The organism is Streptomyces camponoticapitis (assembly GCF_014646115.1).
GTDB lineage: Bacteria > Actinomycetota > Actinomycetes > Streptomycetales > Streptomycetaceae > Streptomyces > Streptomyces camponoticapitis.
The window spans coordinates 366,555-390,958 of sequence record NZ_BMMV01000004.1; the positions used below are offsets into that span (position 1 = coordinate 366,555).

At 70.8% G+C, this 24,404-nt stretch carries 23 protein-coding genes and 1 pseudogene; 10 read left to right on the top strand and 14 right to left on the bottom strand.

Translation table 11 applies throughout. From position 1 onward, the window contains the following. Window positions 1-99: 99 nt before the first annotated feature. From IEY79_RS08715 to IEY79_RS08725, 3 genes are read left to right on the top strand one after another with little or no spacing between them, the layout of a single operon-like run. On the top strand, window positions 100-1,287 hold the full coding sequence (locus IEY79_RS08715) for a CE1758 family FMN-dependent luciferase-like monooxygenase (RefSeq protein ID WP_189106753.1): 1,188 nt from the start codon (window positions 100-102) through the stop codon (window positions 1,285-1,287). A gap of 2 nt (window positions 1,288-1,289) precedes the next feature. Beyond that, window positions 1,290-1,775 carry a MarR family winged helix-turn-helix transcriptional regulator gene (locus tag IEY79_RS08720; RefSeq protein ID WP_229700753.1) on the top strand — a complete coding sequence of 162 codons (486 nt, stop codon included), beginning with the start codon at window positions 1,290-1,292 and terminating at the stop codon, window positions 1,773-1,775. After that, window positions 1,772-2,575 (top strand): CE1759 family FMN reductase, encoded by an 804-nt coding sequence (locus tag IEY79_RS08725; RefSeq protein WP_189106754.1) that lies wholly within the window; start codon window positions 1,772-1,774, stop codon window positions 2,573-2,575. Before IEY79_RS08720 ends, IEY79_RS08725 begins: the two co-directional genes overlap by 4 nt. On the opposite strand, the gene IEY79_RS08730 is transcribed toward IEY79_RS08725, so the two are convergent. After that, window positions 2,493-3,692: a PucR family transcriptional regulator gene (locus tag IEY79_RS08730; protein WP_189106755.1), complete on the bottom strand. Its 1,200-nt coding sequence runs from the start codon at window positions 3,690-3,692 to the stop codon at window positions 2,493-2,495. The two genes, IEY79_RS08725 and IEY79_RS08730, sit on opposite strands and share 83 nt — an antisense overlap. Window positions 3,693-3,907: 215 nt before the next feature. Here IEY79_RS08730 and IEY79_RS08735 point away from each other — a divergent pair, with 215 nt between their 5' ends. From IEY79_RS08735 to IEY79_RS08755, 5 genes are read left to right on the top strand one after another with little or no spacing between them, the layout of a single operon-like run. Next, on the top strand, window positions 3,908-4,708 hold the full coding sequence (locus tag IEY79_RS08735) for an ABC transporter ATP-binding protein (RefSeq protein ID WP_189106756.1): 801 nt from the start codon (window positions 3,908-3,910) through the stop codon (window positions 4,706-4,708). Next, window positions 4,705-5,607: an ABC transporter ATP-binding protein gene (locus IEY79_RS08740; protein WP_189106757.1), complete on the top strand. Its 903-nt coding sequence runs from the start codon at window positions 4,705-4,707 to the stop codon at window positions 5,605-5,607. The genes IEY79_RS08735 and IEY79_RS08740 overlap by 4 nt, the downstream gene beginning before the upstream one ends. After that, complete coding sequence (locus IEY79_RS08745; RefSeq protein ID WP_189106758.1) at window positions 5,604-6,494, top strand: branched-chain amino acid ABC transporter permease; 891 nt, start codon at window positions 5,604-5,606, stop codon at window positions 6,492-6,494. Before IEY79_RS08740 ends, IEY79_RS08745 begins: the two co-directional genes overlap by 4 nt. Next, window positions 6,487-7,587 carry a branched-chain amino acid ABC transporter permease gene (locus IEY79_RS08750; RefSeq protein WP_189106759.1) on the top strand — a complete coding sequence of 367 codons (1,101 nt, stop codon included), beginning with the start codon at window positions 6,487-6,489 and terminating at the stop codon, window positions 7,585-7,587. The genes IEY79_RS08745 and IEY79_RS08750 overlap by 8 nt, the downstream gene beginning before the upstream one ends. After that, window positions 7,584-8,861, top strand: a complete 1,278-nt coding sequence (locus IEY79_RS08755) for an ABC transporter substrate-binding protein (protein WP_189106760.1) — start codon at window positions 7,584-7,586, stop codon at window positions 8,859-8,861. Before IEY79_RS08750 ends, IEY79_RS08755 begins: the two co-directional genes overlap by 4 nt. Window positions 8,862-8,940: 79 nt before the next feature. Here the strand turns inward: IEY79_RS08755 and pssA are convergent, their stop codons facing one another. The 9 genes from pssA to IEY79_RS08800 form a co-directional block, all read right to left on the bottom strand. Then, window positions 8,941-9,795, bottom strand: a complete 855-nt coding sequence (gene pssA / locus IEY79_RS08760; protein WP_189106761.1) for a CDP-diacylglycerol--serine O-phosphatidyltransferase — start codon at window positions 9,793-9,795, stop codon at window positions 8,941-8,943. Further along, the gene (locus IEY79_RS08765) at window positions 9,782-10,429 is read right to left on the bottom strand and encodes a phosphatidylserine decarboxylase (protein ID WP_189106815.1); all 648 of its coding nucleotides are present in this window, start codon (window positions 10,427-10,429) and stop codon (window positions 9,782-9,784) included. The genes pssA and IEY79_RS08765 overlap by 14 nt, the downstream gene beginning before the upstream one ends. Window positions 10,430-10,597: 168 nt before the next feature. Continuing rightward, the gene (locus IEY79_RS08770) at window positions 10,598-11,803 is read right to left on the bottom strand and encodes an acyl-CoA dehydrogenase family protein (RefSeq protein ID WP_189106762.1); all 1,206 of its coding nucleotides are present in this window, start codon (window positions 11,801-11,803) and stop codon (window positions 10,598-10,600) included. 3 nt (window positions 11,804-11,806) lie between these two features. After that, complete coding sequence (locus IEY79_RS08775; protein ID WP_189106763.1) at window positions 11,807-12,319, bottom strand: MaoC family dehydratase; 513 nt, start codon at window positions 12,317-12,319, stop codon at window positions 11,807-11,809. A gap of 3 nt (window positions 12,320-12,322) precedes the next feature. Next, on the bottom strand, window positions 12,323-13,309 hold the full coding sequence (locus IEY79_RS08780; RefSeq protein ID WP_189106764.1) for an HpcH/HpaI aldolase/citrate lyase family protein: 987 nt from the start codon (window positions 13,307-13,309) through the stop codon (window positions 12,323-12,325). After that, entirely contained in the window at window positions 13,306-15,369 is a 2,064-nt protein-coding gene (locus tag IEY79_RS08785; protein WP_189106765.1) for an ethylmalonyl-CoA mutase, read from the bottom strand. Before IEY79_RS08785 ends, IEY79_RS08780 begins: the two co-directional genes overlap by 4 nt. 1 nt (window position 15,370) lies before the next feature. Further along, window positions 15,371-16,684, bottom strand: coding sequence for a crotonyl-CoA carboxylase/reductase (ccrA, locus tag IEY79_RS08790; protein WP_189106816.1), 1,314 nt, complete (start codon window positions 16,682-16,684; stop codon window positions 15,371-15,373). 482 nt (window positions 16,685-17,166) lie between these two features. Beyond that, window positions 17,167-18,006 (bottom strand): TetR family transcriptional regulator, encoded by an 840-nt coding sequence (locus IEY79_RS08795; protein WP_189106766.1) that lies wholly within the window; start codon window positions 18,004-18,006, stop codon window positions 17,167-17,169. Between the two features lie 75 nt (window positions 18,007-18,081). Continuing rightward, window positions 18,082-19,869 carry a 3-hydroxyacyl-CoA dehydrogenase family protein gene (locus IEY79_RS08800; protein ID WP_189106767.1) on the bottom strand — a complete coding sequence of 596 codons (1,788 nt, stop codon included), beginning with the start codon at window positions 19,867-19,869 and terminating at the stop codon, window positions 18,082-18,084. A gap of 515 nt (window positions 19,870-20,384) precedes the next feature. Between IEY79_RS08800 and IEY79_RS08805 the strand changes: the two genes are divergently transcribed. Next, window positions 20,385-20,954, top strand: coding sequence for an adenylosuccinate lyase (locus IEY79_RS08805; protein ID WP_229700763.1), 570 nt, complete (start codon window positions 20,385-20,387; stop codon window positions 20,952-20,954). Here the strand turns inward: IEY79_RS08805 and IEY79_RS08810 are convergent. From IEY79_RS08810 to IEY79_RS08820, 3 genes are all read right to left on the bottom strand, one after another. Then, window positions 20,938-21,465: a GNAT family N-acetyltransferase gene (locus IEY79_RS08810; protein ID WP_189106769.1), complete on the bottom strand. Its 528-nt coding sequence runs from the start codon at window positions 21,463-21,465 to the stop codon at window positions 20,938-20,940. The genes IEY79_RS08805 and IEY79_RS08810 overlap by 17 nt on opposite strands. 5 nt (window positions 21,466-21,470) lie before the next feature. Then, a complete protein-coding gene (locus IEY79_RS08815; RefSeq protein ID WP_189106770.1) occupies window positions 21,471-21,875 on the bottom strand; it encodes a RidA family protein in 405 nt (134 codons plus the stop codon). A gap of 219 nt (window positions 21,876-22,094) precedes the next feature. Further along, a complete protein-coding gene (locus IEY79_RS08820; protein WP_189106771.1) occupies window positions 22,095-22,601 on the bottom strand; it encodes an O-acetyl-ADP-ribose deacetylase in 507 nt (168 codons plus the stop codon). A 30-nt stretch (window positions 22,602-22,631) separates the two neighbouring features. Between IEY79_RS08820 and IEY79_RS38345 the strand changes: the two are divergent. Continuing rightward, a pseudogene (locus IEY79_RS38345) lies at window positions 22,632-22,786 on the top strand (response regulator transcription factor); the annotation flags it as partial. Between the two features lie 48 nt (window positions 22,787-22,834). Here IEY79_RS38345 and IEY79_RS08830 read toward each other — a convergent pair. Beyond that, on the bottom strand, window positions 22,835-24,184 hold the full coding sequence (locus IEY79_RS08830) for an FAD-dependent oxidoreductase (protein ID WP_189106772.1): 1,350 nt from the start codon (window positions 24,182-24,184) through the stop codon (window positions 22,835-22,837). Between the last annotated feature and the right edge of the window lie 220 nt (window positions 24,185-24,404).

Below are 24,404 nucleotides of genomic sequence, written 5' to 3' on the forward strand. Positions count from 1 at the left end.
CCGGCCGTCTGCCGAGACCCTTTCGCGCCCGGTCCGCGCGCGGGAATACATGACTGGTCATGTTGTTGTCGGTGAGGACACCGCAGAAAGGCGGACATCATGCAGTTCGGAATCTTCACCGTCGGCGACATCGCCCCCGACCCCGTCACCGGGCACACACAGAGCGAGGCCGAGCGGATCAGCAACCTCGTGCGCATCGCGCGGAAGGCCGACGAGGTCGGGCTGGACGTGTTCGCGCTCGGGGAGCACCACAACCCGCCCTTCATCCCCTCCTCGCCCACCACCCTCCTCGCGCACATCGCGGCGCTGACGGAGCGGATCATCCTCAGCACCTCGGTCACGCTCATGACGACGAACGACCCGGTGAAGATCGCCGAGGACTACGCCATGCTCCAGCACGTCGCGAAGGGCCGGCTGGACCTGATGACGGGGCGCGGCAACACGGTCCCCGTCTACCCGTGGTTCGGCAAGGACATCCGCCAGGGCGTGGCCCTGGCCCTGGAGAACTACAACCTCGTGCACCGGCTCTGGCGGGAGGACGTCGTCGACTGGGAGGGCCGGTTCCGCACCCCGCTCCAGGGCTTCACCTCGACCCCCCGCCCGCTGGACGACGTGCCGCCGTTCGTGTGGCACGGCTCCATCCGCACCCCCGAGATCGCCGAGCAGGCCGCGTACTACGGCAACGGGTACTTCGCGAACCATGTCCTCGCGCCGAACTTCCACTTCAAACCGCTCGTGGAGCTCTACCGCGAACGGTTCGAGCACTACGAGCACGGCACGAAGGAGCAGGCCATCGTCGGTCTCGGCGGACAGGGCTTCATCGCCAGGCGCTCGCAGGACGCCGTGAACACCTTCCGCCCGTACTTCGAGAACTATCCGCTGTTCCGGGGCACGAGGCTGGAGGACTACATGCACGGCACCCCACTGAGCGTCGGCAGCCCGCAGGAGGTCATCGAGAAGACCCTCACCTTCCAGGAGGGCTTCGGGGACTACCAGCGCCAGCTCTGGTCCCTGGACAGCATGGGGCTCCCCGTCGAGATGGCCCTCGAACAGGTCGAGCTGCTCGGCACCGAGGTCGTTCCCGTGCTGCGCAAAGAGATGGCCGCCCGCCGCAAGCCCGGCGCGCCGGAGGCCCCCACGCACCAGAGCCTTGTCCGGGCGAAGTACGGCGACGCCGAGCCGCGCGCCCCGCGCCCGAACCCCAACCGCGGCGACAACCTCTCCGGGACGTCCCCGTACCAGGACAGCGACCCCGAGGTCCAGGCTCTCTTCCCGCAGGTGATCTGAGCGTGGACGGCGACGTACGACTGGCGAACGAGGCCTGGGAGACCCTGTTCCGGGCCCAGGCCACCATCGCCCGCGAGTTCACCGAGGCGGACACCTGGGGCGGCATGCCGCCCCGGGACTACAGCGTGCTCTACGCCCTGTCCACCGCGCCGGAGGGGCTGCGGATCACGGAGCTGGGTGAGGACGTGCTCCTCACCCAGCCCGGAATGTCGCGCATGATCGTCCGGCTGGAGTCCCGCGGCCTGGTCGAGCGCCGGGACGATCCGGACGACGCGCGCGCCTGCCGCATCCGCCTCACCCCGGCGGGTGTCGAGACCCAGCGGCGCCTCGGTACCGCCCACGCACGGCACATCGCCCGCGCGATGAGCCGGGCGCTCGACCGCGAGCAGCTCAAGACCCTCCAGGACCTCTGCCGGGCGCTGCTCGACGCCGCCCCCGCACCTCAGCGACCCACCACCGCACGGCGCACCGAACGGAGCAACCCATGACCACCCCGCCGCCCGCCACGACACAGGACGCTCAGCACGACGGCGCCGGTGAGCCGGTGCGCATCGTGATCGTGAGCGCCGGGGTCAGCGAACCGTCCTCGACCCGGCTGCTCGCCGACCGGACCGCCCAGAAGACCCTCGACCTGCTCCGTGAGTCCGGTGTGCCCGCGACCGCGAGCGTCATCGAGCTGGCGCCGCTCGCCACCCACATCGCACGGGCGATAGTCTCCGGATTCCCCGACGCCGAACTGCGTGCGGCCATCGACCGGCTGGCGTCCGCCGACGCCGTGATCGCGAGCACACCGGTCTACAAGGCCGGGATCAGCGGTCTGTTCAAGTCCTTCGCCGACATCCTCGACAACGATCTGCTCATCGCCAAGCCGGTCGTCCTCGCGGCGACCGCCGGCACCGCCCGGCACGCGATGGTCGTCGACGACCAACTGCGGCCTCTCTTCGCCTTCCTGCGCACGATGCCCGTGCCGACCTCCCTGTTCGCCGCGTCCGAGGACTGGGGATCGCCCGCGCTGGGGGAGCGGATCGGGCGCGCGGCCACCGAACTGGTCGTGCTGCTGCGCAGCGGAGCGAGCAGGGAGATGGCCGACAGCGCCTGGAGCGGATACCAGCACCAGTTCGCCGGCAACGCCACCCGCGCCGAACGCGAGAGCGCCGACGTCGACTTCACCACCGACCTCATGCGCCTGGCCGCCGGGGGCGCCGTCACCCCGGCGTCAGCCGGAACGCGTCAAGGGCCAGCGTCATCTCGATCAGGTCCCGGGGGCGCGACAGCGAACGCGACGTGAGCTGCTCCAGGCGGCGCAGGCGGTTGAAGACCGTGTTGCGGTGACAGTACAGACGCGTCGCGGCGCGCCCGGCGGAGCCGCCGTACTCCAGCCACGCGTCCAGCGTCTCAAGCAGGACCGCGCGGTCCGCCGGGTCCAGTTCCAGCAGCGGTCCGAACACGTCCGCGATCAGCCGGGCCGCGAGCTCCGGCTGGCTGACCACCAGGGCCGTCGGGAGGCGTTCGTCCAGGCGGACGATGCTCTGCGCGTCCGGCGGCAGGGTACGCAGCGCGGTCTCGGCCAGCCGGCGCGCCTGGCCCAGCTCGGACAGGCTGTCCACCACCGGGCTGATGCCGCCGGGGCCCTGGCAGGGCCGTAACAGCACCGCCGCCAGCTCCGCGAGACCCGCGTCGCCCTCCAGCGCGACGACCGCGATCTCGCAGTCCGTACGCATCCGCCAGAAGAAGCGCATCCCGTCCTCGGCCGCCACCCGCTGGAACGGCTCGCGCCCGTCCCGGCGCTCCACCCGGACGACCACCACCACGTAACGCCCCTGCTCGGGCAGGTCGAGACCGGCGGCCGCACGCGCCGCGAGCCCCGGTGTCGACCGCCCCTCCAGCAGCGCGTCCAGCAGCGCCTGCACCCGTTCGTCGCTCCGCCGCCGCATCGACTGCTCCGTGCTGCGGTACGCCTCCGCGACGGTCGTCGCCTGCCGGTCCACACCCGCCCACATGTGGGACGCGGTGTGCACGAGCGTCGACACGTCCTCGGGGTCCTTCTCGCCGACGATGCGCAGCAGTTCGTCCCAGACCAGATACCCGGCGTGCCGGTACGCGTGCAGTACCAGATCCAGCGCGAGCCCCTGCTCCGCCCGCCGCCGGCCGAGCTCCTCCGCGTACGCCAGGTCGCGGCGCGGCGCCGACCGGGGGGCCGCGATGGCCTCGATCCCGTACCGCATCGCCTCGTTGATCTGCCGCCAGTGCTCGTCGCGCGGCACGGCCGCGTCGAACTGCTCGGAATGGTCGTTCAGTTCGTCCATCAGCTGGTCGGTCAGCGCCGGCACGCGTTCCAGAAGGGTCCGGGACGCGGCCACCAGGACCGACCACTCACGATCAGTGCGCGCTCTGCGGCCACCCATGGCTGGTGAGGATGCCACCGCGAGGCGCGCTGCGACAGCCCTTGTGCGCGTGCACAATCCGGCCACCGCGGCGCTGGTCATCGGCAGCGATTCGGCTCCGCGCCGTGGACGGTGCCCCGGCCCGGTGCTGAGGTGTCCCTCCACGGCATGTCAGGACAACCCGGAAACCCAGAGACACGGAACGTACCCAGCAGCCCAGAAGCAGAGGAGAACGCATGGCCGCGCTCGAAGTGCGTGCCCTGTCCGTCGGTTACGGCCCCGTACGAGCCCTGCACGAGGTGTCGCTCGACGTACCGCCCGGCGGGATCACGGCGGTGCTCGGCGGCAACGGCGCCGGCAAGTCCACGCTGCTGAGAGCCATTTCGCGCACGCTCGGCTTCCACCGGGGCACGGCCGGCGGCGGCACCGTCCACTTCGACGGCCGACCGCTCGACGGGCTCGGCGCGGCCGGGGTGGTGGCGGCCGGAGTCGTCCAAGTACCGGAAGGACGGCAGGTGTTCGCACGGATGACCGTGGCCGACAATCTGCGGGCCGGGGCGCTCGGCGCGCGCGGCGGTCGCAAGCGGTACGCGGCCTCCCTCGCCGAGGTGCACGAGCTGTTCCCCGTACTCGCCGACCGGGCGGGTCAGCGCGCCGGACTGCTCTCCGGCGGCGAGCAGCAGATGCTCGCACTCGCCCGGGGCCTGATGGCACGCCCCCGGCTGCTCCTCCTGGACGAACCGTCGCTCGGGCTCGCCCCCCTCGTGGCCGCCCGGATCGGCGAGACGATCCGGCGCATCAACGACACCGGCACGTCCGTCCTGTTGGTCGAGCAGAACGCGTCCATGGCCCTGCGGCTGGCGTCCCGCGCGTACGTCCTGGAGGTCGGCGAGGTCACGCTCGAAGGGGACGCCGCCGAACTGGCCGCCTCCGACGAGGTACGCCGGCGCTATCTGGGGGTCGTGGACGAGACGGCCGCCGAGGACGCCGACCGGGCCCAGGAGTCCGCGCCGGTGCTGCGGAGGTGGACCGCGTGACCGACTCCGAGAAGACGCCGGGCGGCGCCTCGGGCGGCGCGGCGGCCGGACATCCCGAACGGACGGTCGGCCACACCGGCGAGGAATCCCACCCGCCCCCACCCCTCACCGTCACCGACGTCACCGTCCGCTTCGCCGGGCTCACCGCCCTCGACTCCGTCTCCTTCACCGTCGAACCGGGCAGCGTCCACGCGGTCATCGGCCCCAACGGCGCGGGCAAGTCCACCTGCTTCAACGTCCTGTCCGGCGTGTACCGCGCCACCTCCGGCAGCGTCCGCCTCGGCCGTACCGAACTCACCGGCCTCGCCCCGCACCGCGTCGCCGCCCTCGGTATCGCCCGCACTTTCCAGAACCTCGCGCTCCCGCCGCACGCCACCGTCGCCGACAGCATGCTGCTCGGCCGCCACCGCCTCACCCGCGCCGGCTTCCTCGCCACCGGGCTCCGTCTGCCGTCCGCCGCCCGCGAGGCGCGCGAACACCGCGCCAGGGTCGGCGAGATAGCCGAGTTCGTGGGGCTGGCGGGCGATCTGGACCGGCCGGCGGGAGCCCTCCCGTACGGGAAGCAGAAGCTCGTCGAGCTGGGCCGCGCCCTGTGCATGGAGCCCACGGTGCTGCTCCTGGACGAACCCGTCGCCGGGATGACCGCCGACGAACGGCGCCGTACGGCGGCCGTCGTGGCCGGCGTACGCGAGGGCCTCGGCATCTCGATCGTGCTGGTCGAACACGACATGGGGGTGGTGATGCGGCTCGCCGACGCCGTGACCGTACTCGACTTCGGACGCCGGATCGCCGGCGGTACGCCCGCCCAGGTACAGAGCGATCCGGCAGTCGTCCGCGCCTACCTGGGCGAGAGCCCCCAGAGCGCCGAGACCGCCGCCAACGAGGAGGCCACGCCATGACCACCTTCGTCGAACTCCTCCTCGGCGGACTCTCGATGGGCTCCGTCTACGCCCTCATCGCCCTCGGCTTCGTCGTCATCTTCAAAGCCACCGAGGTCGTCAACTTCGCGCACGCCTCGCTCCTGCTGGCCGGTGGCTACGTCACCGCCGTACTCCACGACGACATCGGCTTCTGGCCCGCGCTCGGTGTCGGCATCGCGGGCGCCGCCGTCGTCGGATCGGCCGTCGAGTACACCGTCATGCGGCGCTACCGGGGCGCCGACCACAGCGTCCTCGCCATCGTCACCATCGGCGTCGACATCCTCCTCACCACCGAACTCACCCGACGCATCGGCACCGACGTCCTCGCGCTCGGCGACCCGTGGGGCGACAAGCTCCTCACCGTCGGGGACATCACCATCGCCCAGACGCGCGTCGCGGCCTTCGTCGCCGCGGCCCTCCTGATCACCGTGTTCCTGCTCGCCTTCCGCTACACCACCTGGGGCGTCTCGATGCGCGCGGCGGCCGAGAATCCGCAGACCGCCGCGCTGATGGGCGTACGCCTCGGCCGGGTCTCGCTCTCCGCGTGGGCCGTGGCCGGCTCGCTCGCCGCCGTGGCCGCGCTCTTCCTCACGGTCTTCCCGACCCCCGGCCTCGAACGCGCCACGTCCCTCGCCGCGCTCAAGGCGTTCCCCGCCGCGATACTCGGCGGCCTCGACTCCACGACCGGGGCGCTCGCCGGGGGACTGATCGTCGGGGTCACCGAGTCCTTCGCCACCGGCTACCAGAGCGATCTGACCTTCCTGGGGCGCGGTTTCGGCGACCTCGCGCCGTATCTCGTGATGGTCGCGGTGCTGCTCATCCGGCCCGCCGGGCTCTTCGGTACGAAGGAGCTCGCCCGTGTCTGACACGACCCACGCACCCGCCAAGGCCGCACCGCACCGCACCCCCCGCGCCTACCTCTGGCTCGCCGGCTCCCTCCTGCTCCTCGCCCTCCCCTTCTACCTCGACCGCTTCTGGCTCCAGGCCGGTCTCTTCGCCATGGCCGCCGCCATCGGCGCCATCGGACTCAACCTCCTCACCGGCGCCACCGGCCAGCTCTCCATGGGCCACTCCTTCTTCCTCGCCGTCGGCGCCTACGGCTACTGCGTCTTCGCGGGCGAGAGCGGCGAGGAGAACGGCAGGCAGCTCACCGGGCTCGGTCTGCCGACCTGGCTCGCGGTCGTGCTCGCCGTCCTCCTCGCGGGCGCGGCGGGCGGCCTCTTCAGCCCCATCGCCGGCCGGCTGCGCGGCGCCTATCTCGGTATCGCGACCCTCGCGCTGATCTTCATCGGACAGCACGTCCTCTTCAACGCCGGAGATCTGACCGGCGGGTTCAACGGCCGCGACGTCCCCGTGCTCTCGCTCTTCGGCTTCGACTTCGACGACACCGAGGTCGTGATCGCCGCCGTCCCGTTCGGGTCGTCGGAGAAGCTCTGGTACGCGGGCCTGTTCGCCCTCCTCGTCGGTGGGCTCTTCGCGCGCGGTGTGCTGCGCGGCAGGCCGGGCCGCGCGATGAACGCGATCCGCGACCACCGCATCGCCGCCGGTGTGATGGGCGTGCCGGTGGCCCGCTACCGCGCGGCCGTCTTCGTCCTGTCCTCGATGTACGCGGGGCTGGCCGGCGTACTGATCGCGCTGATCTTCCAGCGGACCGTGCCCGACTACTTCGGCATGATCCTGGCCCTCGAATATCTCGCCATGATCGTCATCGGCGGTCTCGGCACGGTCGCGGGAGCGGTCGTCGGCGCGGCCTTCGTCGCGCTGCTGCCGCAGCTCCTCACCCACTACAGCGACTCGCTCCCGCTGGTGGCCGACCCCGGTTCGGGCGGTGTCACCCCCGGCGAGGCGTCCCGCTATCTGTACGGAGCCGCGATCGTCGCGGTGGTGCTCTTCCTGCCCGGCGGACTCACCCGCCTGTCAGTTCCGATGGTTCGACGGTTCTCACGGGAGAAGTCATGAAGCGACGCGCACGGCACACGAACGCACCGAGGACCGGCGCGGCGCTGCTGGTCGTCCTGGCCCTCGCGCTGGCCGGGTGCAGCGGCAAGGCCACCGAGGGCGACGGCAAGGGCGAGGACGCCGGGGGAGTGAAGACCGGGCAGGGCGTGAGCGACAAGACCATCTCGCTCGGCGTGCTCACCGACATGACCGGCGTCTACGCCTCGCTCGGCAAGAGCGTCACCCAGGCCCAGCAGCTGTGGGCGGACCAGACGAACAAGGCGGGCGGCATCTGCGGCCGTACGATCGAGCTGACCGTACGCGACCACGGCTACGACCCGCAGAAGGCCGTCGCCGCCTACACCGAGCTGGAGCCGGACGTGCTCGGCTTCGTCCAGTTCATCGGCTCGCCGTTCGTCGCCGCCGTCGAGAAGCGCATCGACGGGCAGGACAAGGGCCTGGTCCTGCCGCAGGCCTGGTCGGCCAATCTGCTCGGCAGCCCGTACGTACGGGTCGTCGGCGCCACGTACGACATCGAGACGATCAACGCGATCGACTACCTCCTCGGCAACGAGCGCATCGCCAAGGGCGACAAGATCGGCCATGTCTACTTCGAGGGCGACTACGGCGAGAACGCCCTCGTCGGCTCCGAGTACGCCGCCGAGCAGGCGGGTCTCACGATCGTCGAGCAGAAGATCAAGCCGACCGACAACGACATGTCCGCGCAGGTCGCCGCGCTCAAGAAGGCGGGAGTCAAGGCGATCGTGATCAGCGCGGGACCGCGCCAGGCGGCCTCGCTGGTGGGTGTGGCGGCGGCTGGCGGGTTCAATGTGCCGGTCGTCGGCAACAACTCGGCGTTCGCGCCGCAACTGCTCGCCACGGCGGCGGGCCCGGCGCTGATGAAGGACTACTACATCGCCTCCTCCACGCTGCCCATCGGCTCGGACGAGGCGGCGCCGAAGAAGCTGGCCACCGAGTACGCGGCGGCCTACCCGGACGACGGTCTCGACAACGGCGTCGTCTCCGGCTACACGGCCGCCTCGCTCTACGGCGAGGTGCTGAAGAAGGCGTGCGAGTCGAAGGACCTGACCAGGGAAGGGGTCGACAAGGCGCTGCTGGGCCTCGACGCGTTCTCCACCGGCTTCGGGATCACCCACGACTTCTCGGACCCGGCGGCGCCCTCCACCCGGGAGTCCGTGATCATGAAGCCGGACTCGAAGGTGCCGGGCGGTCTGAAGGTCGTCCAGGAGGCGCGGGTGGCGGAGCCCGCCGAGGGGTTCACCTTCGGCGGCTGACCGGTCGCCCCGCATACGGAAGGCCCCGGACGCTTCGAGCGTCCGGGCCCTTCCGTATACCGATCGGAACGGACGGTGGCTACGGCAGCTGTGCCGCCCGTGCCTCACGCCGGTTGTCACGGAAGGTGTTCACGCGTCGCGCCGTGGCGAAGAGCGGGATCACCGCGCCGGTCACGACCTGGAGGGCGCAGCCCGTCTGGAGCAGCAGCTGCCCGCCCGGCGCGTCGAACGCCCAGGCCACCAGCAGCGCCATCGCGGACACGATCCAGCTGAGCATCGCGACCGCCAGGATGCCCCGCGGCTTCGGATACTCGACCCGGCTCACCATTAGCCATGCCACACCGACGATGGCGAGCAGCGTCGGTACGAAGGGCAGCTCCAGGAGCACGATCGAGACGACCGTGAGCGCGCCGAAGGGGCTCGGCATGCCCTGGAACATGCCGTCCTTCAGCGTCACGCAGGAGAATCTCGCGAGCCGCAGGACCACCGCCAGCAGCACGACGATCGCGGCCAGCGCCGAGACCCGCTGGTGCGCGTCGTCGGCGACCATGCCGTAGACGAGCACGAAGTACGCGGGCGCCAGACCGAAGCTGATCAGGTCGGAGAGGTTGTCCAGCTCCGCACCCATCGGCGAGCTGCGCAGCTTGCGGGCCACGAGTCCGTCGAAGAGGTCGAAGACCGCGGCGCAGAGCATGAGGATCACCGCGGTGGCCGCGGAGTGCCGCGCCATGCCGGTCTCTTCGCTGCCCGTGAGGTGCGGGATCAGGATGCCGGTGGTGGTGAAGTACACGGCCATGAAGCCGCAGGTGGCGTTGCCGAGGGTGAGGGTGTCGGCTATCGACAGCCGCATCGACAACGGCATTTCCTCCGCGTCGTCCTCCTCCTCGGCCTCGTCGACCCAGCCGGCCGGTGCGTCGGGATCAATCAAGGTCAATTCGAGTCACCCCTGCGGTCGTGGCCTGACCGACCTCGACGGCGACGTCGACACCTTCCGGAAGGTAGATGTCGACGCGTGAGCCGAAACGGATCAGACCGATGCGCTCGCCTTGCTCCAGCTTGGTCCCCTGCGGTACGTACGGGACGATCCGCCGGGCCACGGCGCCGGCGATCTGCACCATCTCGATGTCACCGAGTTCGGTGTCGAAGTGCCAGACAACGCGTTCGTTGTTCTCGCTCTCCTTGTTGAACGCCGGGACGAAACCGCCGGGGATGTGCTCCACGGACGTCACGGTGCCCGCGAGGGGAGCGCGGTTGACATGAACGTTCAGCGGGCTCATGAAGATCGCGACGCGGGTGCGCCCGTCCTTCCACGGCATGATGCTCTGCACCACGCCGTCGGCCGGTGAGATGACCCGGCCCTGCGTGATCTCTCGCTCGGGGTCGCGGAAGAACCACAGCATGCCTGCCGCGAGAGCGGTGGCGGGCACGGCGATGGCGGCGGCGCGCTTCGAGCCGCGGGCGCGGACCAGACTGAGTGCTGCGGTGGCGACGGTCGGCAGAAGCCACGGCGATGCTCCGCGCGCAAGGCGGACGCTGCCGCGTCGTGCAGAGGTTTGGCTGTGGGGCATGAATGACCTTCGTAGCGGATGATGCCGCACGGGCAACGGGGACGGCGGCTTTCCGTCGATGGTATCGGTTGCCAGGTGCAACTGGGCAATGCAGAACCCGAGTCGGCGGCCGGAAGACGATGACGGCGTGTGATGTTGTGGGCGGTCAAATGGGGCAATAGACCGCGATCAACCCTGGAATCGGTACTCCTCCAGCAGTCGGCGACCAATGATCATTTTCTGGATCTCGGCGGTACCTTCGCCGATGAGCAGCATCGGTGCCTCGCGGTAGAGACGCTCGATTTCGTACTCCTTGGAGAAGCCGTAACCGCCGTGGATCCGGAAGGCGTCCTCGACGACTTCCTTGCAGTATTCGGAGGCGAGGTACTTCGCCATCCCTGCCTCCAGGTCGTTACGTTCCCCGGAGTCCTTTTTGCGTGCCGCATTCACCATCATCGCATGAGCCGCTTCGACCTTGGTGGCCATTTCGGCCAGCTTGAACTGGATTGCCTGGTGTTCGGCGATCGCCTTGCCGAAAGTCTGGCGCTGCTGGGCGTACGCGACGCCGAGTTCGAAGGCGCGTTGTGCGACGCCACAGCCACGCGCTGCGACGTTGACGCGGCCGACCTCGACGCCGTCCATCATTTGGTAAAACCCTCGGCCGGTGGCGCCGCCGAGGACCCGATTGGCCGGAATGCGCAGCCCATCCATGATCAACTCGGTGGTGTCGACGCCCTTGTAGCCCATTTTGTCGATCTTGCCGGGGATGGTCAGACCGGGCCGTACCTCACCGAAGCCCGGCTCCTTCTCGACCAGGAACGTGGTCATCGACCTGTGGCGCGCGGTGCCCTCGGGGTGGCCTTCGTCACTACGGCACAGCACGGCGACGAGCGTGGACGTGCCGCCGTTCGTCAGCCACATCTTCTGGCCGTCCAGCACGTACTCGTCGCCGTCCTTGACGCCCTTCGACGTGATGGCCGACACGTCCGAGCCGAGCCCCGGCTCCGACATCGAGAAGGCGCCGCGCACCTCGCCGGCGGCCATGCGCGGCAGGAAGGTGTCCTTCTGCTCCTGTGTGCCGTGCTGCTTGAGCATGTACGCCACGATGAAATGCGTGTTGATGATGCCCGACACGGACATCCACCCACGGGCGATCTCCTCCACGCAGAGCGCGTACGTGAGAAGGGACTCACCCAGACCGCCGTACTCCTCGGGGATCATCAGCCCGAACAGGCCGAGTTCCTTGAGCCCTTCGACGATCTGCGCCGGGTACTCGTCGCGGTGCTCCAGCCCCGTGGCCACCGGCAGGATCTCCTTGTCGACGAAGTCCCTTACCGTGGAGAGGATCTCCCGCTGGATGTCGGTCAGGTCCGCGGTCTGGGCGAGTCGGCTCATGGGTCAGCTCTCCTGCGTGATCGGCTCGGGGCGGCCGGGCTGTTCGCCGCCGCGCTTGTCGATGTAGGTCGCGGTCGGCACCATCACCTTGCGGCGGAAGACGCACACGACGGTGCCGTCCTGCTTGTAGCCCGTGGTCTCGACGTACACGACGCCCCGGTCGTCCTTCGACCGCGACGGTGTCTTCTCCAGGACCCTCGTCTCGCCGTACAGCGTGTCGCCGTGGAAGGTCGGCGCGATGTGCTTCAGCGACTCGACCTCCAGATTGGCGATGGCCTTGCCGGAGACGTCGGGGACCGACATGCCGAGCAGCAGCGAGTAGATGTAGTTCCCCACCACGACGTTCTTGCCGAAGTCGGTCGTCTTCTGGGCGTAGTTGCTGTCGAGATGGAGCGGGTGGTGGTTCATCGTGAGCAGACAGAACAGATGGTCGTCGTACTCGGTGACGGTCTTTCCCGGCCAGTGCTTGTAGACGGCGCCGACCTCGAACTCCTCAAACGTGCGCCCGAATCGCATCTCTCACGCCTCCGGGGCTTCGAACTTCGACGTCCGCCGCAGACCGGCGGCGCGTCCCTTGCCGGAGACGACCAGCGCCATCTTGCGGCTCGCCTCGTCGATCATCTCGTCCCCGAGCATCGCCGACCCCTTCTTGCCGCCCGCCTCGGACGTCGCGTAGTCGTACGCGTCGAGGATCAGCTCCGCGTGGTCGTAGTCCTCCTGCGACGGCGAGAAGATCTCGTTCGCGGCGTCGATCTGGCCCGGGTGCAGGACCCACTTGCCGTCGAAGCCCAGCGCGGCGGCCCGGCCCGCGACCTCGCGGAACGCGTCCACGTCCCGGATCTGGAGGAACGGCCCGTCGATCGCCTGGAGATCATGGGTACGGGCCGCCATCAGGATCCGCATCAGGATGTAGTGGTAGGCGTCCGCGCCGTAACCGGGCGGCTGCTGGCCGACCACCAGCGTCTTCATGTTGATCGACGCCATGAAGTCGGCGGGCCCGAACACGATGGTCTCCAGCCGCGGCGACGAGGCCGCGATCTCGTCGACGTTCACCAGGCCCCTGGCGTTCTCGATCTGTGCCTCGATACCGATACGGCCGACCTCGAAGCCCATCGTCTTCTCGATCTGGGTGAGCAGCAGATCGAGCGAGACGACCTGCTGCGCGTCCTGGACCTTTGGCAGCATGACGCAGTCCAGATTGTGGCCGGCGCCCTCCACGACCGTGATCACGTCACGGTATGTCCAGTGCGTCGTCCAGTCGTTGACGCGTACGACCCGCGTCTTGCCCGTCCAGTCACCCTTGTTGAGCGCGTCGACGACGGTGTGCCGCGCGCCCTCCTTGGCGAGCGGCGCGCAGGCGTCCTCCAGGTCGAGGAAGACCTGGTCGGCGGGGAGGCCCTGTGCCTTCTCCAGGAAGCGCGGGTTCGAGCCGGGGACGGCCAGACAGGAGCGCCTGGGCCGCAGCCTGTTGGCGGGCGTGTCCGGCGAATTGGCCGACGTGGTCATGGGGAAACCTCCAGGGGGTCCAGGGGTTCGAGCTTGTTCGCGTGACGGATCTCGTCGACGATACGGCCGATGATCTCGGTGATCCCGAAGTCCTTCGGGGTGAAGACGGCGGCCACTCCGGCGGCCCGCAGCGCCTCGGCGTCGGCGCTCGGGATGATCCCGCCGACGATCACCGGGATGTCCCCGGCCCCCGCCTCGCGCAGCCGGCCCAGCACGTCGGGCACCAGCGCGGCGTGCGAGCCCGACAGGATCGACAGGCCCACGCAGTGCACGTCCTCGGCGACGGCGGCGTTCACGATCTGTTCGGGTGTCAGCCTGATGCCCTGGTAGACCACCTCGAACCCGGCGTCCCGCGCGCGTACGGCGATCTGCTCGGCCCCGTTGGAGTGGCCGTCCAGCCCCGGCTTGCCCACCAGCAGCCGCAGCCGCCCCGAGCCGAGTTCCGCGGCCGTACGGGACACCTTCTCCCGTACGGCGGCGAGCGGCGTCCCGGCCTCGGCGGCGACCGCGACCGGCGCGCCGCTCACCCCGGTCGGCGCCCGGAACTCGCCGAAGACCTCCCGCAGCGCCCAGGCCCACTCGCCGGTCGTCACACCGGCCCGCGCGCACTCCACGGTCGCCGCCATCAGATTGTCGGTGCCGGCCGCCGTCCGCTTCAGCGCGGCCAGCGACTCGCCCGCCCGCGCCTCGTCCCGGCTGTCCCGCCACTCCCGCAGCGCCGCCACGACCCGCGCCTCGTTCGCCGGGTCGACGGTCATGATCGCGGTGTCCAGATCGGCGGTCAGCGGATTGGGCTCGGTGGACTCGAAACAGTTGACGCCGACGATCTTCTCCTCGCCCGACTCGATACGCGCCCGGCGCTCGGCGTGCGAGGAGACCAGCCGCGACTTCAGATAGCCGGACTCGACGGCGGCCATCACACCGCCCATCTCCTCGATCCGGTCCATCTCCGCCAGCGACTCCTCGACGAGGGACGCCACCTTCGCCTCCACGACGTGCGACCCGGCGAAGATGTCGTCGTACTCCAACAGATCGCTCTCCAGGGCGAGTACCTGCTGTATCCGCAGCGACCACTGCTGGTCCCACGGCCGGGGCAGCCCCAACGCCTCGTTCCACGCCGGGAGTTGTACGGCGCGGGCCCGCGCGTCCTTGGAGAGCGTCACGCCCAGCATCTCCAGCACGATGCGCTGGATGTTGTTCTCCGGCTGCGCCTCCGTCAGACCGAGGGAGTTGACCTGGACGCCGTACCGGAAGCGGCGCTGCCTCTCGTCCGCCACGCCGTACCGTTCGCGGGTGATCCGGTCCCAGATGCGGCCGAAGGCGCGCATCTTGCACATCTCCTCGACGAACCGCACCCCGGCGTTGACGAAGAACGAGATACGGGCGACGACATCGCCGAACCGCTCCGCCGGCACCTGCCCGCTGTCGCGCACCGCGTCCAGCACGGCGATCGCCGTCGACATCGCGTACGCGACCTCCTGGACCGGGGTCGCCCCCGCCTCCTGGAGGTGGTAGCTGCAGATGTTGATCGGGTTCCAGCGGGGGATGCGCGCCACCGTGTACGTGATCATGTCGGTGGTCAGCCGCAGCGAGGGCACCGGCGGGAAGACATGCGTCCCGCGCGACAGGTACTCCTTCACGATGTCGTTCTGCGTCGTCCCCTGGAGCAGATCGCTGTCCGCGCCCTGCTCCTCGGCGACCACCTGGTAGAGCGCCAGCAGCCACATGGCGGTCGCGTTGATGGTCATCGACGTGTTCATCTTCGCCAGCGGGATGTCCTGGAACAGCCGCCGCATGTCGCCGAGATGGGAGACGGGGACGCCGACCCGGCCGACCTCGCCCCGCGCCAGGACGTGGTCCGGGTCGTAGCCCGTCTGCGTCGGCAGGTCGAAGGCGACCGAGAGACCGGTCTGGCCCTTGGCCAGGTTGTTCCGGTACAGCGCGTTGGACGCCTCGGCGGTCGAATGGCCGGCGTACGTCCGCATGAGCCACGGCCGGTCCTTCGGCCGCCTGCCGCCGGCGGGGCCGGCGGCCGCCCGTTCGGGGTCCGCTTCCGGCATGTCACACGTCCCGGAAGCGGTTGATGGCGTCGATGTGCTTGGCCCGGGTCCCCGGGTCGCTCACCCCCAGGCCCTCGCGGGGTGCCAGCGCGAGCACCCCGACCTTGCCCTGATGGCGGTTGCTGTGCACGTCGTAGGCGGCCTGGCCGGTCTCCTCCAGGGGGTACACCTTCGACAGCGTCGGGTGGATCTTCGCCTTGCCGACGAGCCGGTTGGCCTCCCACGCCTCGCGGTAGTTGGCGAAGTGCGAGCCCACGATCCGCTTCAGCGACATCCACAGGTAGCGGTTGTCGTACTCGTGGGTGAAGCCGGACGTCGAGGCGCAGGTGACGATCGTGCCGCCCTTGCGGGTGACGTACACGCTGGCGCCGAAGGTCTCCCGGCCCGGGTGCTCGAAGACGATGTCGACGTCCTCGCCGCCGGTCAGTTCACGGATGCGCTTGCCGAACCGCTTCCACTCGCGCGGGTTCTGGCGGTGCTCGTCCTGCCAGAAGCGGTACTCCTCGGCCGTCCGGTCGATGATCGCCTCGGCGCCCATGCGCCGGCAGATCTCCGCCTTCTGGTCGCTGGAGACCACACAGACCGGGTTGGCTCCGCCGGCGAGCGCGAACTGGGTCGCGTACGAGCCGAGTCCGCCGCTCGCCCCCCAGATCAGCACGTTGTCGCCCTGCTTCATCCCGGCGCCGTTGCGCGACACCAACTGGCGGTACGCGGTGGAGTTGACCAGGCCGGGGGCCGCGGCCTCCTCCCAGCTCAGGTGTGCGGCCTTCGGCATCAGCTGGTTGGACTTGACGAGCGCGATCTCGGCCAGGCCGCCGAAGTTGGTCTCGAAGCCCCAGATGCGCTGTTCGGGGTCGAGCATCGTGTCGTTGTGCCCGTCCGAGCTCTCCAGCTCGACGGAGAGACAGTGCGCGACGACCTCGTCTCCCGGGTGCCAGGTGTTGACCCCGGGGCCGGTGCGCAGCACGACCCCGGCCAGGTCGGACCCGATGACGTGGTACGGCAGGTCGTGACGCCTGGACAGCTCGCTGAGCTTGCCGTAGCGCTCCAGGAAGCCGAAGGTCGACATCGGCTCGAAGATCGACGTCCAGACGGAGTTGTAATTGACCGAGCTGGCCATGACGGCCACCAGGGCCTCGCCGGGGCCGAGTTCGGGCACCGGCACGTCGTCGATGTGGAGAGACTTGCGCGGGTCCTTCTCGCGGGAGTCGACACCGGCGAACATGTCGGTCTCGTCCTTGTGCACGGTCACCGCGCGGTAGGTCTCGGGCAGGGGCAGTGCGGCGAAGTCGGCGGGCGAGCTGTCCGGCGACATGATGGCGTCCAGGATGTCCTTCACGGTGTGGCCTCCGGCGGAGCGTGTTGCGGGAACGCTGAACAGGTCCCTGAGGGATGGGACGTGGGGTTGCGCTGTGCGCGTGGGGTGGTGGAGGTGTGCCGTCGGTTCGGCGCGGGGTGGTGCACGGCGACGCTGGGTGGGCGTGCGGAATGCCTGTGACGCAGGCGTCCGGGCGCACGGGCCGGGTGGCTCGCGGGGACAGCCGGCGCAGAAGAGATCTCGGTGCGCCGGCCGCCCGGACACCCATAACGTATGGCACGCCGTGTCATACGACAAGGCACTGCGTGCCAAGAATCTGTCTCAGTTGTCATCCGGGTGGCACGCATGAGCACCAGCAGTCCACTCTGTGAGGTGAAATGTCACCTTAGGTGGCTGTTTGGTGGCGGCGTGGCTCAGTTGAGGCGTGTCACCGCGGGCGTGTCGGTGGAGGGCCGGCCGGGGCCGGTCACCGACGCGGGTCAGGCGTCCTTGAGCGCCTGCTTGATCGTGCGCATGACCTCGTCCAGCGGCGCGTCCGTACGGGCCACCGCCACCAGGACCTCGCCGCTGGTGCTCACCGTCGCCGCCGGCTGCCGGTCGCCGCCCATGGTCCGGCCCGCGGCGATGCCCGAGCCGAACGTGTCGCGGACGATCGCGAAGGCGTGGTCCAGCTGCGCCTCCACATCGCCCTGGCCGTCGGCCCGCAGCCAGCGCCGCAGCACATGGTTGTGCGCGGTGACGACGGCGGACGCGGCAACCTCGGCGAGCAGCGGGTCGTCGTTGCCCTCGGGGTGGTCGTGCTCGTCGAAATGGCCCAGCAGATAGCGGGTGAAGAGCCGCTCGTAGCGGGCCACCGAGGCGATCTCGGCCTCGCGCAGGGCGGGCACCTCGCGGGTGAGCTGGTAGCGCGCCACGGACAGGGTCGGCGAGGCCGCGTACATTCGCATGACTTCCTTGATGCCCCGGCACACCGTGTCGAGCGGATGCTCGTGCGCGGGCGCCGCGTTCAGGACGGCCTCCGCGCGGACGAGGGTGTCGTCGTGGTCGGGGAAGATCGCCTCTTCCTTGGAACGGAAGTGCCGGAAGAACGTCCGGCGCGCGACCCCGGCCGCCGCGGCGATCTCGTCGACGGTCGTCGCCTCGTACCCCTTGGTCGAGAACAACTCCATCGCCGCCGCCGACAGTTCCCGGCGCATCTTCAGCCGCTGGGCCGCCGCGCGGCTGCCCGCCGCGCTCTCCGGCGTGTCGGACGTCGTGTGCGTACGGGCGGGCCGTCGGGCGGAGTCAGCGGGCTGAGCCATGACCCGAACGTACTGCATCCGCGCAGGACGGCGCGCCTGTGGGGGCCGCCACCGGGGCCTGCCGCCGGGCCCCGGCCGGGCCTGTCACCGGGCCTACCTCCCGGCGGCGTACTCGCGGAAACCCCGGCCCGTCTTACGGCCGAGACAGCCCGCCGCGACCAGGTGCTCCAGCAGCGGTGCCGGAGCCAGCCCCGGATCGCGGAACTCGCGGTGCAGGACCTGTTCGATGGCCAGCGAGACATCCAGACCGACCACGTCCAGCAGCTCGAACGGCCCCATCGGATAGCCGCCGCCGAGCTTCATCGCCGCGTCGATGTCGTCCAGCGTCGCGTAGTGCTCCTGGACCATCTTCACCGCGTTGTTCAGATAGGGGAACAGCAGGGCGTTCACGATGAAACCGGCCCGGTCGCCGCAGTCCACCGGATGCCTGCGGATCGTCGCGCACACCTCGCGGACCGTCGTGTGGACCTCGTCGGAGGTGAGGACCGTCCGGACCACCTCGACCAGCTTCATCGCGGGGGCCGGGTTGAAGAAGTGCATGCCGATGACATCCTGCGGGCGCGTGGTGGCGCGGGCGCAGGCGACGACCGGCAGCGACGACGTCGTGGTGGCCAGCACCGCACCCGGCTTGCAGACCTTGTCGAGCGCCGCGAACAGCTGCCGCTTGACCTCCAGATCCTCGGTCACCGCCTCCACGGCGAGATCCACCTCGTCGAAGGCGTCCAGCGAACCGGCGGGCGTGATGCGCGCCAGCGCGTCGTCGCGCGCCTCTCCGGTCAGCCGCCCCTTCTCGACGGAACGGCCCAGGGACTTGGCCACGCGCGCCTTCGCGGCGTCCGCCTTCTCCTGGCTGCGGGCCGCGAGCACCACGACGTAACCCGCCTTCGCGAAGACCTCGGCGATCCCGCTCGCCATCGTGCCCGAGCCCGCGACGCCGACCGAGCGGACGGTCCTCTCGCTCCCGGCGCCGCTCCCGTCGGCCAGTGGGGTCAGCGCGTCGCGTACGACGGTGCCGCTGCCCGGCGCCTCGTACGTGTAGAAGCCGCGCCCGGCCTTACGGCCGGTGAGCCCGGCCTCGCTGAGCTGCCTGAGCACCGGCGCGGGGGCGTGCAGCCGGTCGCGCGAAGCGGCGTACATGGCCTCCAGGACCGTGCGTGCCGTGTCGACGCCGATCAGGTCGAGCAGCGCCAGCGGGCCCATCGGCAGCCCGCAGCCGAGCCGCATCGCGGCGTCGATGTCCTCGCGCGACGCGTACTTGGCCTCGTACATCGCGGCCGCCTGGTTCAGATAGCCGAAGAGCAGCCCGTCCGCGACGAAGCCGGGCCGGTCGCCCACGGCGACGGGCTCCTTGCCCAGCTCACGCGCCAGCCCGGTGACGGCGGTGACGGCCGTGGGCGCCGTCAGCACCGACGACACGACCTCGACCAGCCTCATCGCGGGGGCCGGGTTGAAGAAGTGCAGGCCGAGCACGCGCTCGGGGTGCGCGGAGTCGGCGGCGAGCCGGGTCACCGACAGGGCGTTCGTGCCGGTGGCCAGGATGGCGGTGGGGGAGACGATCCCGTCCAGCGCCCGGAAGACCTGCTGCTTGATCTCGTACGACTCCGGGACGACCTCGATGACGAGATCGGCGTCCGCGGCGGCCCCGAGATCGGTGAAGGTACGGAAGCGGGCGAGCATCGAGCGCCGCTCCTCCCCGGTGATCCGCCCGCGCTCCACGGCGCGCGCGGTGGACGCTTCGAAGACGCCGACCGCCTGGGCGGTGGCGCTCTCGTCGATGTCGATGCCGATGACCTCACGGCCGGCGCGGGCGAGGACCCCGGTGATGCCGGTCCCCATCGTGCCGAGACCGACGACGGCGATGGTGGAGAGAGGGATGTCCATCAGGGGACTCCAGGGGTGAGTGACGACTGAAGAGGGGGGACAGCGCGTGTCGCGTGTCGCTTGCCGCGCGGGCGTACCGGCGGCGGTCGATGGCAGGGAGGAACGAGAACCGGCGGACCCTGTCCCGGGGTCGCGCCGTGCGGCGGAGGTGAGGACGGCCGTGGTGAAGACGGCCGCGGTATTGCCGAACCGCGTTGTGCCGAACCGACGGACACTCACGGTGGCTGCGTCACCAGGCCACCGGGAGCCGCGGGGGTTTCCCGCTCACTTGAGATTAACCGGCGGGTAACGAGCGCGCCAGCCCTGCGCGGATGTGCGGTGCGTCACCGGCGGAAACCGGCCGTTCGCGGCCCCGCCGGTCACGGAGAGCACCTCGGCGGACACGGAGCGCGGATACCCTGCCCGGCATGAGCGAGCTGGAACGGCAGGCAGGACCTGCCAAGACGGCGGGAGCGGCACAGGCGGCCGGGGTGACCTCACCCCGCGCGTCGGTCACCGCCCGTGCCGCACACGGCATCACCGACGAGGACTTGCGCTCACTCGCCGAGCGGGTACGGGCCGAGTCCGGCGGCTCGGCCACCTACCGGCGGCTGATCGCCACCGACGACCACGAGGAGCTGGCCGAGGTCCTCATCGCGCCCCAACACCCCCTCTGGGCACGGGAGATGGCCGCCTTCCGGCTGGGCTGCGCGGGGGACCGGCGGGCGTTCGAGACGCTCGTCCTGCTGCTCAACCACCGCGACCCGGAGCGCTGCGTCTCGGCCTCCCACGCGCTGGCCCGGCTGGCCGACCCCCGTACCCCGCGCGCCGCCGCCGCGCTCGCGACGAACGTGCTGCGCACCGCGTACGCGCTCCACCCGGTGCGGCTGCTCACCGAGCTACGGGCACCGGAGTCCGTACCGGCCCTGCTGACCACCCTGGAGAGGCTGCTCGCGCCGGACGAGACGCACTGGCGGGTGGCACTGGCGTGCGTCGAGGGGCTGGGGCAGCTGGGCGACAGGCGCGCGCTGCCCCTGCTCCGGGCCGCCCGTGCGCACCCCCGGCTCTCCGGCGCCGCGTCGGAGGCGCTCAGCCGGCTCGCGTGAGGGTCCGCGCGTAACGCACCTCGGGCACGTCGACGCCGCCGGCCTCGAACGGCTCCCGCGCGCCGTCGGGTGTGAATCCGGCCTTTTCGTAGAAGCGCCGGGCCCGGTCGTTCTCCTCCAGGACCCAGAGGAGGAGTGGTGAGCGGCCGCCGGCGGTGGCGCGCTCCAGCCAGGTGTCCATCAGCGCGCGGCCGACGCCGGTGGAGACGTTGTCCGGGCGTACGTACAGCGCGTAGAGCTCCTCGGCGCCGGGGGGCGCGTCCTCGTCCCGGCACGGCCCGAAGCAGGCCCATCCGACCACCGCGCCGTCACGCTCGGCCACGACGTTCACGACCGTGCCGTCCCCGTCGGCGAGCCGGCCGCGCCGCCGGGCCGCGTCCGCCTCGACGCTCAGCGCGTCGAGGTACGCCCGCGGCATCAACCCGGCGTACGCCCACCGCCAGCCGTCGATCCGCACGGCGGCGACGGCCTCGCAGTCGTCGGGGGTCATCGCGCGTATACGGAGGTCCATGGCGGTCAGGCGTCCTCGCCGACGATCGCGAACGCCTCGATCTCGACGAGCAGTTCGGGCCGGAAGAGCGCCGCCACCTGGACGGCGGAGCTGGCCGGGGGCCGCTCCGTGTCGATCACCTCGTCCCGCGCGACACGTACGGCGGGCAGATGCGCGACGTCGGTCACGAAGTACGTCAGCTTGACGACGTCACCGAAGGTGGCGCCGGCCTCCGCCAGACAGCGCCGCAGATTCTCGAACACCTGCCGCGCCTGCGCCCCGGCGTCCCCCACGCCGACGATCCCGCCGTCCGCGTCGAAGGCGCACTGCCCGGACACGGCGACGAAGCGCCCGGTGCCCCAGACGACATGGCTGTAACCGGTGCCGGGGGCGACGCCGGCGGGGGAGTGCACATGGGTGAGTCGGCTCATCCCCCCATCCTCACGGACATCCCGACGCTGGGACGACCGTTTTTCCCGCACCGGGAGAGGCCGGCCGACCGCGTCGCCCCGGCGGGCCCTCCCTCCGGCGGTGCCGACGGCCGCCACCCGCCACCCGCCACCCGCCGCTCGCCTGTAACGCGGGCGTCGGCGTCCGTACGGCATCGACGCGCCCGCCCGGCCGGCGGGTCTTCCGGCCCACGGACCCCGTTACTCCGCCGCGACCACCGCCGTCAGCAGTCCGTGCGTTTCCCTGTCGAACGCCATCAGCCTGATCCGTTCGACATCCGTCCGCGTGGACCGGAGCGTGTCCACCGCGATCCGGGCCGCCCGGTCCGGCGGGAAACCGAAGATGCCCGTGGAGATCGCCGGGAACGCCACGCTCCTGGCGCCCAGTTCGTCCGCCACCTCCAGACAGCGGCGGTAGCAGGACGCCAGGACGTCCTCCTCACCCCGGTCGCCGCCCTTCCAGACCGGGCCCACCGTGTGGATCACATGCCGGATCGGCGGTGGCAGATCGAAGCCGGGTGTCGCCTTCGCGTCGCCCCGCTCGCACGGCGCGATCGCCGCGCCCGCCTCCGCGAGCCGCGGGCCCGCCGCCCAGTGGATCGCCCCGTCCACACCGCCCCCGCCGCGCAGCGACTCGTTCGCCGCGTTGACGATGGCTTCCGTGTCCTGGCGCGTGATGTCGCCCTGTACGACCTCGATCACTGTCATGCCCGGATGATCGCACCGGCACCCCCCGCGCTCGCGGTGCAGGGGCGGAGCAACCGGGAGATCAGCCAGACTCTCTGCGCGTCACGGTGAGCACCGTGGAGCAGCATCTCACCCGCGTCTACCGGAAACTCAAGGTCAGCAATCGCTCCAGCCTTCCCCTGGAGTTGAGCCTGCTGGATTCCTGATCGGGACGGCTGCCCGCCGGGTCTCCGGCGGGCAGCCGTCCCGGCCGGTCAGCCGATGCGGTGGGCGGCGAGTGCGCGCGTCAGCTCCTGGTACGTGGGTTCCGGCGAAAGCAGCGGAGTCCGCCGCTCGCCGGCCAGCACGGCGCGCAGCCGCTCGTGCACCTCCGGGGTGTCCAGGCTGTCCGGATGCACGAGCAGGTTGATACGCCGTTGCGCCAGCTCCCCGAGACGTGGGTCGTGCCGGCCGGCCAAGGCGACCAGCACGACCAAAGACAGTTCACCATCCGCTCGGTGAGCACCGGGCGACTCCGGCCCGTCGGCCCGGGCGCCGACCGTCGCGCGCCAGCTTCTGGTGCGCTCGGCGTCCTCGTGCACCGCGTCGTCGTACCAGGGGCGGACGTCGTCGCGGGCGTGTGCCCGCATCCCCGCACCCACGGCCTCCAGTTCAACGTTCCCGTCCGCCATCAGCTCGCTCAGCCGCGCCGCGCCGGCCAGGGCGAGCGACGTACCGCGCCCCATGATCGGGTACGTGGTGCACAGGACATCCCCGATCGGCAGGTAGCCGACCGGCGCCGAAGGCGGCAGCTCACGCCAGGTGTTGGAGAACCCGGCCATCGAGACGACGGAGCCGACCGGCTCGGCGCTGCCGTCGCGCAGCCACGGTTCGAACTGGGGCACCGCCCGGGTGGCGGCCTCGAAGGCACCGTCTTCGCGCAGCCTGCCGAGCAGGTCGTCCTCGGGCAGCCGGGCGAACAGCACCGTGAAGGTGCGATTGTCGTGGGTGTAGAGCCCGCCGCCGAAGCCCATGCCGCCCGCGAAGATGATGGGGTCGGGGAACGGCGCCGGCTGCGGGACGCCGTTGCGCAGCCGGTAGAGACGGCTGTAGGAGACGATGCCGCTGGGGCTCTCCTCGACCTCTCCCGCGCAGGCGTCGGCCAGCGGCGAGTACCGCCCCGTGGCGTCCACCACGGCGTCCACCTCGATCACCCCGCCGTCGATGCGCAGGCCGCGGACCCGCCCCGCGTCGACGACGACCTCCCGGGCGGACACGCCGTGGTGGATCCGGACGGCGTCCTGCGCCCACACCGCGCGGTGCAGGGCCCATTCGATGGTCGCCCTGCGGCACCCGGTGCCCGCCAGGTCGATGCCGTGTGTGAGGAGGTCGGCCTGCACGTCCGGCAACCGGGTGCGGAGCAGGTGGCGGAAGAGGCCGAGGAACATGTGCGGGTGACGGATCTGCGGAGCACCGGGCCGGTGCCAGTTCTGGACGCCGTCGAGTCGCTCCGGTGGGGGCCCGTCTCTCTCCACCAGGACGATCTCGTAGCCCTGCCGGGCGAGCAGCAGCGCGGCGCTCAGCCCGGCAATGCCGCCGCCCGCCACTGCGATTCGAGTAACCATGCAAACCCCCGAGGTCGAGCTGCCGGCACAAGCCGCCGCAGCATGACGGAAGGGCCCGCTGAACCCGACGCGCCGTCAGCCGGTCGCCCCGGGTGCTGCACTCGGACCGTTTCCGTGGAGTTGGGCCGGTCGCGGTCGCAGTGGCCGGACGCCGGGCTCGGGGGCGGCGGCCCCTGGCATGGCGTCCACGATTGGGAGGGTGGCGCACTTCTTCCGCGGA

Excerpts from the sequence above, each read along its gene's own strand:
- IEY79_RS08715 (WP_189106753.1), top strand. The coding sequence starts at position 100 with ATGCAGTTCGGAATCTTCACCGTCGGCGACATCGCCCCCGACCCCGTC.
- IEY79_RS08725 (WP_189106754.1), top strand. The coding sequence starts at position 1,772 with ATGACCACCCCGCCGCCCGCCACGACACAGGACGCTCAGCACGACGGC.
- IEY79_RS08730 (WP_189106755.1), bottom strand. The coding sequence starts at position 3,692 with ATGGGTGGCCGCAGAGCGCGCACTGATCGTGAGTGGTCGGTCCTGGTG.
- IEY79_RS08735 (WP_189106756.1), top strand. The coding sequence starts at position 3,908 with ATGGCCGCGCTCGAAGTGCGTGCCCTGTCCGTCGGTTACGGCCCCGTA.
- IEY79_RS08745 (WP_189106758.1), top strand. The coding sequence starts at position 5,604 with ATGACCACCTTCGTCGAACTCCTCCTCGGCGGACTCTCGATGGGCTCC.
- IEY79_RS08755 (WP_189106760.1), top strand. The coding sequence starts at position 7,584 with ATGAAGCGACGCGCACGGCACACGAACGCACCGAGGACCGGCGCGGCG.
- IEY79_RS08765 (WP_189106815.1), bottom strand. The coding sequence starts at position 10,429 with ATGCCCCACAGCCAAACCTCTGCACGACGCGGCAGCGTCCGCCTTGCG.
- IEY79_RS08770 (WP_189106762.1), bottom strand. The coding sequence starts at position 11,803 with ATGAGCCGACTCGCCCAGACCGCGGACCTGACCGACATCCAGCGGGAG.
- IEY79_RS08775 (WP_189106763.1), bottom strand. The coding sequence starts at position 12,319 with ATGCGATTCGGGCGCACGTTTGAGGAGTTCGAGGTCGGCGCCGTCTAC.
- IEY79_RS08780 (WP_189106764.1), bottom strand. The coding sequence starts at position 13,309 with ATGACCACGTCGGCCAATTCGCCGGACACGCCCGCCAACAGGCTGCGG.
- IEY79_RS08785 (WP_189106765.1), bottom strand. The coding sequence starts at position 15,369 with ATGCCGGAAGCGGACCCCGAACGGGCGGCCGCCGGCCCCGCCGGCGGC.
- ccrA (WP_189106816.1), bottom strand. The coding sequence starts at position 16,684 with ATGTCGCCGGACAGCTCGCCCGCCGACTTCGCCGCACTGCCCCTGCCC.
- IEY79_RS08795 (WP_189106766.1), bottom strand. The coding sequence starts at position 18,006 with ATGCAGTACGTTCGGGTCATGGCTCAGCCCGCTGACTCCGCCCGACGG.
- IEY79_RS08800 (WP_189106767.1), bottom strand. The coding sequence starts at position 19,869 with ATGGACATCCCTCTCTCCACCATCGCCGTCGTCGGTCTCGGCACGATG.
- IEY79_RS08810 (WP_189106769.1), bottom strand. The coding sequence starts at position 21,465 with ATGGACCTCCGTATACGCGCGATGACCCCCGACGACTGCGAGGCCGTC.
- IEY79_RS08815 (WP_189106770.1), bottom strand. The coding sequence starts at position 21,875 with ATGAGCCGACTCACCCATGTGCACTCCCCCGCCGGCGTCGCCCCCGGC.
- IEY79_RS08820 (WP_189106771.1), bottom strand. The coding sequence starts at position 22,601 with ATGACAGTGATCGAGGTCGTACAGGGCGACATCACGCGCCAGGACACG.
- IEY79_RS08830 (WP_189106772.1), bottom strand. The coding sequence starts at position 24,184 with ATGGTTACTCGAATCGCAGTGGCGGGCGGCGGCATTGCCGGGCTGAGC.